This is a genomic window from bacterium, assembly GCA_008933615.1.
Taxonomy (GTDB): domain Bacteria; phylum CLD3; class CLD3; order SB21; family SB21; genus SB21.
Genome location: WBUR01000021.1, coordinates 16,874 through 29,918, shown reverse-complemented (window position 1 = coordinate 29,918; position 13,045 = coordinate 16,874). Strand labels below are relative to the sequence as shown.

The window sequence follows — 13,045 nt, the reverse complement described above, 5'->3', positions numbered from 1 at the left end:
TTGGAATTAACCAACTCAATATGTTTTTTTCTGGGAAGGTTAACAGTAAAAAGGGTCTTTAGAGGATTCTCCACGATTGATCATAGGTGATAGAAAAAAGTAAGTAACTTAAATGATGATTTCAAGAGAATATTACTTAATAGGCAGAAATGACCAAAAGCACACCGTCTTGACTTTCTGCGATGGAAAACAGTTTGTGTATTTTAAGTTGTCGCGGCTCAACTGAAGCGGCGGTTATTTCATCAGCATAACTTCTCCCTTTCAAGAACACCATATTTCCATTTTCTTTAAGAAACGGTTTTGACAGACCGACAAGATCTTTTAATGAAGAAACTGCACGTGCAGTAACGTAGTCAAAAGAGTTATAAAATTTTTTCATAGAAGATATTTCTTCAGCTCTATCATTTATTATGTCTATTTTAGTCAACCCCAAATCCCTAACAACAAGACGTAGAAAATCAGTTTTTTTTCTCACAGAGTCAACTAAGGTAAAATAAGATTGAGGAAATAATATTTTTAAAATAATTCCAGGAAACCCTCCGCCCGATCCAAGATCAATGATTTTATCATCAGGATTGAATTTTATAAAGTGGGCGATACAAGAGCTATTCAAAAAATGTCGATCAACTATGTTTTTTTCATTCCGAGAAATCAAATTTATTTTTGAGTTCCATTCTACCAATATATTATAAAACGCGTTAAACTGGTTTTTTTGAACATCAGTAGTTTCAAACATATGTTTATCAATATGTTGAAAAAACCCATCTAAAGTGTTGTTCATATTATATTTGTGACATAAGAAATTTCTTTTGTTAAACCTCTAAATCCTTTTTCAATATAAACTAGCAAAAGAGAAATATCTGCGGGTGTAATTCCGGAAATCCGGCTAGCTTGTCCTAGATTTTCAGGCCTTATCTTGTTGAGTTTTTCCTTCGCTTCATTTGATAAAGAAGAGATCATATTGTAATCGAATTGCTTCGGGATTTTTTTCAACTCCATTCGAGTAAATTTTTCGATCTGTTCGTTTTGCCGTTTTAGATATCCATCATATTTTATCGACGTATCAATTTCCCTCATCGTATCTCTGTAATTGAGAGATTCTATAATTTCTTGAGGTATAAGATCCCCGTTCTTGATAAATCCGGATAATGAAACTTCCGGTCTTTTCAATATTTGCAATATAGAAACGGGCTCGGTAATTGGACTAGACTTGATCGCTTGTAAAACAGGATTTATCGAGCTTGGATGAACATTAGTTGTCTGCATCCAGTCACCTATATTTTTTAGCGCCTGTTTTTTACGCGTATATTTGTCATATTGTTCATCACACAATAGGCCTAAATTCTTACCAAAATCGGTCAAACGAAGATCAGCGTTGTCGTACCTAAGTATGAGACGATATTCCGCCAACGATGTAAAAATTCGGTACGGTTCAAGAGTACTCTTATTGACGAGATCATCGATCAGAACTCCGATATAAGCCTCGTTCCGTTTTAGTATGAACGGTTCTCTATTCTGTACCTTCAGTGAAGCGTTAATTCCTGCCATAAGACCTTGTGCCGCAGCTTCTTCATACCCGGATGTCCCATTGATTTGCCCCGCAAAGAAAAGCCCTTCTACAAATTTCGATTCCATATTCAAGTTAATCTGATATGGTGGGAAAAAATCATATTCGACGGCATACCCGGGTCGAAGCATTTTGACATTTTCCAACCCGGGAATTGTTCGAATAGCTGCCTCTTGAATTTCCTGAGGCAAGCTTGTAGAAAACCCATTTACATAATATTCGATTGAATCGTATCCCTCAGGCTCCAGGAATATCTGATGCCGATCTTTGTCTGAAAAACGATTGATTTTATCTTCGATCGAAGGGCAATATCGAGGCCCGACTCCTTTTATTCTTCCCGTAAACATGGGCGATTGATCGAAACCCGCTCTCAATAAATCATGCGTCGTTTCGTTAGTATAAGTTAAGTGGCAAGGAATCTGTTCATTCGTTATTTTTTCTGTTCTATATGAAAAAGGTTCCGGTGACTCATCTCCGAATTGCGCTTCGCATACAGAAAAATTAATAGTTTCTTTATGAACACGAGGAGGCGTGCCGGTTTTCAGTCTGCCGCTTTCGAGGCCCAAACTTACAAGCGCTTCAGTGATCCCTTTTGCTGGAGCTTCTCCGTATCTGCCGGCGCTTTGGTTCGTTAGGCCGATGTGAATGATTCCGTTCAAAAATGTTCCGCAAGTTAGAATTGCAGTTTTACAAGATATTACATGGCCATCAGAAGTAATGATTGCGCATATTTTGTTGTGCTCAATTTTAAGATCAACTATATTAGCACTCAAGAGCTCCAGATTTTTTTCTTTTTTCAGGAGCATCTGAGTTGTACGTGGATATTCTGCGCGATCTACTTGTGCACGCGGAGACCAGACAGCCGGCCCTCTTGATTGATTCAAAATACGAAATTGAATTCCAACCTGATCGGTTATGAATCCCATCTCACCCCCAAGAGCATCAATTTCTTTGACAAGATGGCCTTTAGCTGTTCCTCCGATCGCGGGATTACACGAAAGAGTTCCAATCTTTGAAATCTCCATGGAAACAAGCAGCGTCTTGCAGCCCATTCTTGATGAAGCAAACGCGGCCTCGTAGCCCGCATGACCGCCTCCAACTATAACAACATCATACATATTACTCTGTTTTTAAATAATTTACATTTGTTTCACGTGAAACACGAAGGCAACTCAAGGAGCATCCATTTTACAGATGTTTCACGTGAAACTTTTAGATAATCTATCTATACATGTTATGATGAAGATCTACCTCAAACAAACTCATTTACCAATGCAAAAATTAGAGAAAATATTTTTCAACACATCGTCAGATGAAACGTCGCCAACAATTTCCGCCAAGGCTTGAATAGCGTTATGTATGTCCAACGCAACGAACTCAAAAGACAAATTATCAGCCAAGGATTTTTTTGCAATCTCCAGGCTAGATAAACTCTTTTCTAACGCGATTTTGTGCCTCAATCTTGATATCATTGGCGAACTAAACGAAACATTGGAATTAAATAAAACACCGATCTTTGTTTTTAGTTTATCAATGCCTGATTGTGATTTTGCGGATATTTTTATGAAATCTGATCCAATATCAGAAACGAATTTACTTCTGTCGAATTCTCCAAGATCCGTCTTGTTTCCTACATATATGGTTTTAACCGTCTCATTTTGCAACACGGCGTCGTGAATAATATTTTTGACTCTATCATCATCAGCGTCTAATGGAGATGATATGTCGAACATAGCAATAATAAGGTCACTTGAATGGATAATTTCTTTTGAGAAATGAATCCCGTGAATCTCTATATCATCTTTTGTATCTCTTATTCCGGCAGTGTCAACGAATGTAAATGGAATACCGTTAATATCTATGGTTTCTTCGATATAATCACGCGTCGTGCCGGGCAGATGGCTCACGATTGCCCTGTCCTTCTGTAGCATGGCGTTCATAAGGCTCGATTTCCCAACGTTGGGTTTGCCAAGAATAGAAACCCTGGCACCTTCCCGAATGATATGTCCGGTATTGTACGTTGACAGAAGCTTTTTGATCTGATTTTCTACAGCGTACAATTGATCTTTTATTTTCATTGTATCTATTATTAACAGATTTTCTTCGGCGAAATCCAGGTCAATTTCTAAAAGTGAACAAAGTTGAATGAGTTGATTCCGTAGATTGGAAACTTCATTTCTTAAGTTGCCTGTGAATTGAGACATTGAGGCTTTACGGGCGCCTTCAGTTTTAGCATGAATAAGGTCGGCGATAGCTTCAACTTGAGAAAGGTCAATTTTACCGTTTAAATAAGCGAGCTTTGTAAATTCCCCCGGCTCTGCCAGCCGTGCACCTTGTGACAAGACGAGATCAAGAACCTTTTTTGTGTTTACAATTCCTCCATGGCAGCTAATCTCAACCGAGTCAAAACCTGTATAAGATTTTGGAGAGCGCATGACGCTAAGTAAAACCGAATCAATTTTTTCTGTATTTTCCGGATCGATAAGGTAACCAAAATGGATAGAATGAGATTCAGCAACGGAAGGTTTTACTCTTCCATTAAAAATCTTATCAGCAATAGAGATAGAGTCTTTTCCGGAAATACGTACCATACATACGGCGCCTATGCCCAAAGGTGTCGAAATTGCCGCTATAGTATCTTCGAGGAACATACTATTTTATCACATGTTTTGCCATCAAAAGCTGCTGTGCCATTGTAAGAACGTTGAACATGGTCCAATACAGTACGAGTCCTGAAGCGAAATTATTGAACAAGAAAAAGAACATGATAGGCATGCCATACAGGAGAAATTTTTGATTGAATTTCTGGGAAGGATCAGAATTGTCCATCGGAGTCATCGGAGCAATTTTTTGCTGAACAAAAGTCAAAACTGTCATTATGATAGGCAGCGGGTTTACATGAAAATCTCCGATAAACGGTAATCCGGTATGTAAAATCGCAACTGTATCAGGAATAGAAAGATCTTTGATCCAGCCGAAGAAAGGCGCCTGCCTTAAATCGAGGGATTCATTGAATACCTGATAAATAGGAAACAATATTGGAAGCTGAATGAACATGATAAGGCAGCCCGAGAGAGGATTATATCCAACTTCTTTATAGAGCTTCATCATTTCTTGCTGCATTTTTGTCGGGTTGTCTTTGAATTTCTTTTGAATCTCTTTTTGTTTTGGCATGACCTCTTTCATTTTCTGCATACCAACAAAACTCTTATGCGTAAGAGGGTATAGCACAATACGCACTAATAAGGCGAAAACAATAATTACCCATCCATAATTCGGAATTATTCCGTATAGAAAATTGAATGTGTACAGAATTGCTTTTGTAATCGGACGAATAATGGCCCACCCCCACTCCATTATCACGGTGAGATTTTCATCATATTTATTGAGCGTTGAAAAATCCATAGGTCCAATATAAATCTTGAACCGGTCTTTTTTGTTTGATTCGAATTTCATACTCATGGAGAGTAGGTATTCTTTTTTGTCCAGTGCCCCGTTTTTCGTAAATGCCTCGCCTCTGAGTTTGCACCCCGTGCCGTCCTTTTCCTGTGGAATAATGAAGAGAACGAAATACTTAGTACGCGAAGCCAACCACTTTGTTAAACCTGAAAAAGCAAGTTCCGATGAATTCTCGCTTACATCAAATTCTTCTTTCTCATCACCCAATAGTGAATACGCTTTAAAATAAGTCAGATCGCCATGTAAATCTTTTTCAGTTGAATGAAGGCCCGACAACCATTGCAACTGATATTCAGAATTAATGACTTCATCGCCAAAATTTTTGAATTCAACATCAACATCAAAATCATACCGGTCTTTATAAAATGTGAACGTTTGCACGATCGCCCGTGTCTGATCGAATACGAGCGTATAACTAATTGACCAATTACCGACATAATCTAGATCAATTTCACTCTGATTTGAAGAGGTTTCGAAAACAGCATCGCTTAGATTAATAACTTGATTGTGATAGTTGAAAGAAAAATTGATGTTTTTTTGAGAGTCAACAAAACTAACTTTATTGCCATTGCCGTCGTTGTAATTTTGTAGAATCCATTCTCTGATCGTGCCGCCCGATTTATTGGAAATTTTTGTTGTGTATAGTTTGCTTTTTATTGAAATAACCTTTTCGGGAGCGTTGGACCATAACGCATTTTCTTTTATCGGAATATCGGTTCTTGTTTTTTGAGTTTCATCTGCATTTACTTTTTTTGCTATGACAGAATCGCGTTTTTCATAAATTGATTTTGCCGTATCTATCTTAACTGCAGCGCCTTCTTTATTATATTTCACCGGTACGGGTTCCGGCGAAATAAGCTTCGTATAAAAAGGCCAAGCAATAATAATGACCGCAATTAGGATCATTCCAATAATCGTTCTTCTGTCCATCTTAATGAGACTCCTTACAAAATGAATGCAAATGATCTTTAGTTGGAACCGGATCGTAGCCGCCCGGATGGAATGGATGACATTTGAGAATTCTCTTTACCGATAGCCAGGAACCGCAGACAACACCGTGTGATTTGATAGCCTCAACTGAATAATGGGAGCACGAAGGAAAAAAACGACAGGTAGACGGCAGGACAACCGAAATGGTGTTTTGGTAAATTCGGATGAGGAAGATAAAAATATGTGTGAAAAAAAAACTCATATTAACTAATAAGGCTTCCTCCGATACGAAAGAAGCCTTACTTTCAGAATGATATTATAAAACTGATGCGACACTAAAACTCATCGCTAACAGAAAGTTTTTTTCTGCCCTTTGCCCTTCGGGATGCAAGAACCCTTCTTCCCCCTTTAGAATTCATCCGTTCTCTAAACCCGTGTTTATTCTTTCGTTTTCTCTTGCTAGGCTGATAAGTTCTTTTCACTACATCTCCTTCATTCCATCAAATAATTTATTGATTTATATAAGCTTACAGAAATTTTGCCTCTAATAGCCTAATATAAAATTAGGGTAGCAAATTTAACATAAATGATATAAAAAGTCAAGATAAAACTCAAAAAAAATAAAGAATTACACCACAGCACTTAACTTATTAAAATTAATAGTTTAAATCAAACGACCATGTGGGCAATTTAAAAAAAAATGTGAATTGAAAAAAATTATTTGTTTATTAACATATTCATAAATATAAGGATATGATAATCTCAAAACAGGCGCAAAGCTTTTTTCTTGACAATCATATGCGGATTCGTAAATTAGGCTTAGTTCAACCAGCCGAACATATAATGTTGATAAAATGTTAATTGTTAATAATTTGTTGCATGATAGTCTATAAAAAAACAAAAGTTCTTACGCTTTACACGACCGGTAACGGACACAAACCCATATTCTAAACACCTGTTTATCAATATTTTATAATTGAAAATCGCTGCCTAAGGAACGATGCCTGTAAGCACATATTTAAAAAATGTTTCATGGACTTGATTCATATTATTAAATGTGAATAAGGCATAAAAAATTAGATGATAGAGTCTCAAAGTCAAAATAAATTCAGTTTTTCTACGTTTTCCACAACTGATAAAGAACAGGATCATTCAGTAGTTTCTCAGAAGTTATTGGATCCTAAAGAGATATGGGGCGGTTGTTGTGAAATAATACAAAACCAAATTTCAGGGCCTTCATTTCGTACTTGGATAAACCCAATTGAGCCGATAAGAATTGAAAATAACAAATTAATTGTATCTATTCCGAACCAATTTTTTATCGAGTGGCTTGAGGGGCGTTACAGCGAATTTATACTATCGGCCTTACATGAAATTGTGAATGAGAATTTTGGTATTTCTTATTTGATAAAAGATTCTTCGGGCGCTTTTACAAATGATAAATCGAATTTCATACACGAGACGCCCGGACAGACGCAAACCATTGTATTGCCTTCAAAAACTCCGGCCGATCGATTTGAAACGTTTCTGAATGCGCGTTATACATTTGAAAGCTTTATTGAGGGAAACGGAAACAAATTTGCGAAGGCCGCAGCACTTGCTGTTTCAGAGAAACCAGGTCTTACGTCTTTTAATCCACTCGTGATCTATGGCGGGGCAGGTATGGGTAAGACGCATTTGATTCAAGCAATCGGGAATTACGTTAAAACAAACTATCCCAATAAAAAGATTGCGTATGTAACGAGTGAAAACTTTACGAATGATTTCGTCGGCGCAATTCGAAACGACAAAATTCAGGAATTCAGCAAACTCTATCGAAATTTTGACTTATTAATGGTTGATGACATTCAGTTTTTTGCAGATAAGGGAAAAACCCAAGAAGAATTTTTCCACACCTTCAATACGTTGCATCAGATGGGTAAGCAGATTGTTTTGACCTCAGATCGCCCGCCCAAAGAACTCAAGCAGGTTGAAGAAAGGCTTATTTCGAGGTTTCAATGGGGTTTGGTTACCGACATTCAACCGCCCGATCTTGAAACACGTATAGCGATTTTACAGAAGCGAAGCGAAGAGGATGGCGTATATCTGCCTCCGGAAGTTTGTGAGTTTGTTGCGATGAATATCACAGCGAATATTCGTGAACTGGAAGGCGCATTGATCAAATTACTGGCTTACTCTTCCATTGCCAATACGGAATTGAATCTCGATTTGGCAAAATCGGTTTTGAAAGATACGATAGCGATCAAAAAGAAGAATTTATCCATAGATATGATTCAAAAAACCGTCGCGGCTTACTACAATATACCGGAAGACATGTTGAGAGCGAAAACGCGAAAAAAAGAAATTGTTGAGGCGCGGCAGATTTGTATGTTCCTGACAAAAGAAATATTAGGCTCGTCGCTAAAAACAATAGGGTTACATTTTGGCGGGCGGGACCATTCAACCGTAATTTATGCTTGCAGACTGGTCGAAGAATCTATGGGCTCTAACCCAAAAATAAAAGACGATGTAGAAACGATGAAACGCAAGATCGAATTAGCGGGTTACTAATTAAGATATTTCCTTTCACCTTCAGATAAATTAATAGAGGGGCTTGAGCAATCTTGCCCCTTTATTATTTATTATACCATAAGTGGCAAACGACTAACGAATCAGGCGGCGTGGCTTCACCTGATCATTGTTTAAAAGTAATTAACATTTTAACATACTTACCCTTTTCACCATCTACCTTGACGGAAGCCTGATATGGAACCAGGGCTTCAACCACCTGATCGCTGATTGCAGGAAACTCCAATTGGGATGTGAATGCGGTAAAGCCCAAAAGATAACCGCTTCCGCCAGCATTAAGCGAAATCTGCATTGGCTGATCCGTTAATTGACTTACATAGTTAATTGCGTAATTGATCACCTTGACCAAAGGTTTGTAATCTTCAACTTCCAATCTACAATCAAATTCCAACGCAAGGTTGGCATTCATTTCCTTCTTTTCTTTGATCATCATGATCAGGTCTCGTAGATCGATCATCTCTTTCTCCATTGGAACAGCCCCTTTCTGTAAGTTAGAAAAACGTAAACTTCTAATATAAGTCATAATTCAAATCTTTAAAACCGCAATCCGATGGCGGTCAACCCAATATGCCCAAATAACGAATAGCCAAGCGGCGTTGGCAACAATCGCTAATGCAAATTCGTTTGGAGGCGGCGGGCCAAGAAAATTACTAACGTAAATAAGCAGCAACACACTTAGCAAAGACCAGAATCCGTAAACGCCAACGCGGTCTATAGATTTCGTCGCTCGAACATAAATAAGAGTACCGGTCATAAACAAACCAAGTTCAATCAAAATGGTTCCAATCGGAGAATTCCATAGCCCGAGCCCAAAGTACATGTCCTTGTCGAAGGCCAAAGGAAGGTCGGGCCGGTGCGTGATAAAATCAAGGATCCAATGACTAAAAACACACAACCCAACAACGAAAGAGCTTTTCTTGTCCCGTTTGATAGAAAAAATCAAAAAACCAAGCACCCCGGACCACACGATTGCAGCAATAAAACTATGCGAAATAGGATAATCGTAAAAATCTATAGGAGTAAGAATCGTGTTGCCCGGATCAATGCGAACGTGCTCGAGACCGACGAGCAGCAGCAGGGGCCATAGTAAATCGACAAATTGTGCTGCCAAAAATAAAGTGCCTAGCGATACTTTTGGCGCAGCTTTTTTTACCGCAAATGCAACCGCGTAATGACCAACAAACATCGATTACTCTATAGTTTCTAAAACAGAAAACTGTCTAAAAAAAATGTAACAAATAGCATCGAAAAGATTAAGTTGGAGAAAAAAGGATTTTAAATTAGAAATGTCAAGATGAACTTGCTGCCAACCCCTTCTTCGCTCGTGACGGAGATCTCGCCGCCATTGATTCGCGTAAGATCGCGAGCAATATTTAGGCCGAGGCCGGCGCCCTGTTGTTCCATTTCGCCGCGATTAACCTGAAAAAATTTATTAAAAATGAGCGGAATATTATCAGCAGAAATTCCAATTCCGGAATCCTCGATAACGATTACAATTTTTTCTTCATCATGAGAGGTGTTAATTTTTACAAAACCTTTTTCTTTGTTGAACTTAATCGCGTTGCCGATCAGGCGTTCCATTACGTCTGCAATTTGATCTACGTCCAACTTTAGCGACGGCATATTAGCTGTAAAATGAGATGTTATACTAACATTTCTTGTTTTAGCGTCGTTATCAAATCTAGGTAAGAGGTGTTGTATGATGAAATTCAGGTCCACATCTTGTTTTGTCTTTTCAAACTCATTTTTTGCTTCACCGGTCGCAACACGCACTGTTACCAAAAAATCTTTTAGTAGAGAATCAAGGCGTTCACCGCTGCGTTTGATTCGCAGTAACAACTCCTGAAGTTCGTCCTGTTGAAAATCCATTTTTTCGTCAAGCAGTAAATTTGATGTTAACTTGATAATAAAAAGCGGAGTATTGACTTCGTGTGTAATAGTTGACAGGATTTCACGTTTTAATTGATCAACTTGATTTAGAATTTCTGTTTGTGTAGAAGCCTTAATTTCATTGACGCGTTTGAGCTTACCGCGAATCGACGCCAGGAGTTCTTCCTGTTCGATCGGTTTGGTCAGAAAATCATCGGATCCGATTTCCTTACTGTGCCGCCGTTTTTCGGTGTCTGAATAAGCTGTTAAAAAAATGAAAGGAACCGATCTAAGGTGTGGAAAGCCTTTGACTTTATCGTAAAGCTCAAAGCCATCCATAAAGGGCATTGCAATATCGCTGATGATAAGATCGGGCGTATAATTTTGCAGTTTGTCCAGAGCCGCAGTTCCATTGATTGCCGACACAACCTCGTATCCGGAACGGCTCAGGTAAATGTTAATGAGTTGACGATTTTGAAAATCGTCTTCCACTACTAAAATTTTTGTTCGATCAATTTCCATAAACAAAGTAGGTTATAGATTAGCTGACTTTCGATCCGGATGCAATGAGATTTTCAGGCATTAATATTTTTAAGTTTTGTCCGTCACCAACCGTTAATATCATCCCATTAGATTCCACACCGCGAATTTTTGCAGGTTTCAGATTAGCAACAATGATCACCTGTTTACCGATCAATTCATCGGGCTTATAGTATTCCGCCAGTCCGGAAACAACTTGCCTCTTTTCACCTCCAAGATCGAGCTGTAATTTGAGTAACTTAGACGTTCCCTCAATTTTTTCGCATTGAAGCACTGTTGCAGAGCGCATATCTACTTTTGCGAAATCATCAATGTCAATCGGGGCTGATAATGGCTGCATTTTTGATGGCTCTGATTTATCGGATCCCTTGTGTTCTGTAATCTGATTTAAAGCATTCGTTTCTTTTAATATCATGTCATCCTCAATTTTTGTAAAGAGAATCTCTACATTGCCTAAGATATGTCCGGCTGAAACTCTATTTTCTGAAACCTGATTCCAATTTTGACCGGCAACCTGTTCTTTCATGTTAAGCATTTTCCAGGCTTTTTCAGATGTAAACGGCATAAACGGATGCATGATCACGGCTAACGCCTTTACAATCTGAACGCTGACATACAGCGTATTCTGACATTTTACACGATCCGATTTCAGCGTTTTCCACGGCTCGCTATCGTTGAAGTATTTGTTTGCATTACGCGCTAAATCCATGAATCGGCGGCACGCGTCTCGGAACTTAAAGTCTTCAATAAATTCACCAACTTCAGCCTGAGCACGGTAAATCTCGCTCAACATTTCATTGTCCATTTCGCTAAATGTGCCTGGCGCGGGAACTTTGCCATCAAAGTTTTTTATAGTAAATGCCAGGCTTCGATTTACAAAATTTCCCAAAATATCAGCAAGTTCATTATTATTTTTTGCTTGGAAATCTTTCCAGGAAAAATCTGAATCCTTGTTTTCCGGTAAATTGGATGTCAATGTATATCGCAGCGGGTCCGGGGGAAATTTTTCCAAATAATCTTTGACCCAGACTGCATAGTTTCGACTTGTCGAAAGTTTCGCACCTTCGAGATTCAAAAACTCACATGCAGGGATTTCGCTGACCAAAACAAAGCGATCGACGCTTTTATTTTTATTGTATGCCATCATGATTGCGGGAAACATGATCGCGTGAAAAACAATATTATCTTTTCCGATGAAATGAACCAATTTAGTATCTTCCTGCTGCCAATATTCCTTCCATTTACTTGGGTTACCGATCTTCTGTGCCCATTCCTTTGTTGAAGATATATAGCCAAGAACAGCTTCAAACCAAACATATAATACTTTTCCACTAACCCCTTCAATAGGTTTTCCATTATTGTCTTGTTGCGGAAGAGGAACTCCCCAGTCAAGATCACGCGTAATAGCACGATCGGCCAATTTTTGATTAAACCAGCCTTTGCAGTAATTTATGACGTTGTCTTTCCAATGGGTTTTACTCCCAATCCATTTTTCCAATTCCGGTTGAAAATCGCCCAAGGGCATGTACCAGTGGGTGGTTTCCTTTGCAACCGGGGTTGAGCCCGACACTTTGCTGCGCGGGTCGATCAACTGCATTTGATTGAGATACGTTCCGCATTTTTCACATTGATCGCCGCGGGCGTCTGTGTTTCGACAGATGGGACACGTTCCTTCAACATAACGATCGGACAAGTACATTTTCGCCGTCTCATCATACCATTGCATTTCAGGTTTTTTTCGGAGAATAGCTTTTCCTAAAAGATCCAAAAAAAATTCCTGCGCGGTCTCGCGATGAATGAAGCTGGATGTACGGGAATAGTGGTCAAAACTGATTCCCATTTTGAAAAACTCATCTTGGATCATCGCATTATAGCGATCCACAAGCTGTTGCGGCGTAACGCCTTCCTTTTCAGCCTGAATGGTAATCGGAACACCGTGTTCATCGCTACCACAGATATAAACAATGTCACGTTTCATCATGCGTTGATAACGGACATAAATATCAGCAGGTAAATAAGCGCCGGTAAGGCGTCCTATGTGACTTGGGCCGTTGGCATAAGGCAGTGCGCTGGTAACCAATATTCGTTTGAAATCTTTTTTCAAGGCAACTC

General features: G+C 38.8%; 11 protein-coding genes. 1 reads left to right on the top strand and 10 read right to left on the bottom strand.

Annotated features, from left to right (window positions below):
- Window positions 1–136 precede the first annotated feature (136 nt).
- From rsmG to F9K33_09200, 6 genes are all read right to left on the bottom strand, one after another.
- Window positions 137–781, bottom strand: coding sequence for a 16S rRNA (guanine(527)-N(7))-methyltransferase RsmG (gene rsmG, locus F9K33_09225; GenBank protein ID KAB2879434.1), 645 nt, complete (start codon window positions 779–781; stop codon window positions 137–139).
- Entirely contained in the window at window positions 778–2,685 is a 1,908-nt protein-coding gene (gene mnmG / locus F9K33_09220) for a tRNA uridine-5-carboxymethylaminomethyl(34) synthesis enzyme MnmG (GenBank protein KAB2879433.1), read from the bottom strand. Before mnmG ends, rsmG begins: the two co-directional genes overlap by 4 nt.
- Before the next feature lie 144 nt (window positions 2,686–2,829).
- Entirely contained in the window at window positions 2,830–4,218 is a 1,389-nt protein-coding gene (gene mnmE / locus F9K33_09215) for a tRNA uridine-5-carboxymethylaminomethyl(34) synthesis GTPase MnmE (GenBank protein KAB2879432.1), read from the bottom strand.
- A gap of 1 nt (window position 4,219) precedes the next feature.
- Window positions 4,220–5,956 carry a membrane protein insertase YidC gene (yidC, locus tag F9K33_09210; protein ID KAB2879431.1) on the bottom strand — a complete coding sequence of 579 codons (1,737 nt, stop codon included), beginning with the start codon at window positions 5,954–5,956 and terminating at the stop codon, window positions 4,220–4,222.
- A gap of 1 nt (window position 5,957) precedes the next feature.
- Window positions 5,958–6,218 (bottom strand): membrane protein insertion efficiency factor YidD, encoded by a 261-nt coding sequence (gene yidD, locus F9K33_09205; GenBank protein KAB2879430.1) that lies wholly within the window; start codon window positions 6,216–6,218, stop codon window positions 5,958–5,960.
- A gap of 73 nt (window positions 6,219–6,291) precedes the next feature.
- Window positions 6,292–6,438 (bottom strand): 50S ribosomal protein L34, encoded by a 147-nt coding sequence (locus tag F9K33_09200; protein ID KAB2879429.1) that lies wholly within the window; start codon window positions 6,436–6,438, stop codon window positions 6,292–6,294.
- A 598-nt stretch (window positions 6,439–7,036) separates the two neighbouring features.
- Here F9K33_09200 and dnaA point away from each other — a divergent pair.
- Window positions 7,037–8,506 (top strand): chromosomal replication initiator protein DnaA, encoded by a 1,470-nt coding sequence (dnaA, locus tag F9K33_09195; protein ID KAB2879428.1) that lies wholly within the window; start codon window positions 7,037–7,039, stop codon window positions 8,504–8,506.
- A gap of 124 nt (window positions 8,507–8,630) precedes the next feature.
- Here the strand turns inward: dnaA and F9K33_09190 are convergent, their stop codons facing one another.
- The 4 genes from F9K33_09190 to metG form a co-directional block, all read right to left on the bottom strand.
- Window positions 8,631–8,981, bottom strand: coding sequence for a hypothetical protein (locus F9K33_09190; GenBank protein KAB2879427.1), 351 nt, complete (start codon window positions 8,979–8,981; stop codon window positions 8,631–8,633).
- 69 nt (window positions 8,982–9,050) lie between these two features.
- Window positions 9,051–9,710: a hypothetical protein gene (locus tag F9K33_09185; protein ID KAB2879426.1), complete on the bottom strand. Its 660-nt coding sequence runs from the start codon at window positions 9,708–9,710 to the stop codon at window positions 9,051–9,053.
- Between the two features lie 89 nt (window positions 9,711–9,799).
- Complete coding sequence (locus F9K33_09180; protein KAB2879425.1) at window positions 9,800–10,915, bottom strand: hybrid sensor histidine kinase/response regulator; 1,116 nt, start codon at window positions 10,913–10,915, stop codon at window positions 9,800–9,802.
- A 19-nt stretch (window positions 10,916–10,934) separates the two neighbouring features.
- The gene (metG, locus tag F9K33_09175; protein ID KAB2879424.1) at window positions 10,935–13,037 is read right to left on the bottom strand and encodes a methionine--tRNA ligase; all 2,103 of its coding nucleotides are present in this window, start codon (window positions 13,035–13,037) and stop codon (window positions 10,935–10,937) included.
- Between the last annotated feature and the right edge of the window lie 8 nt (window positions 13,038–13,045).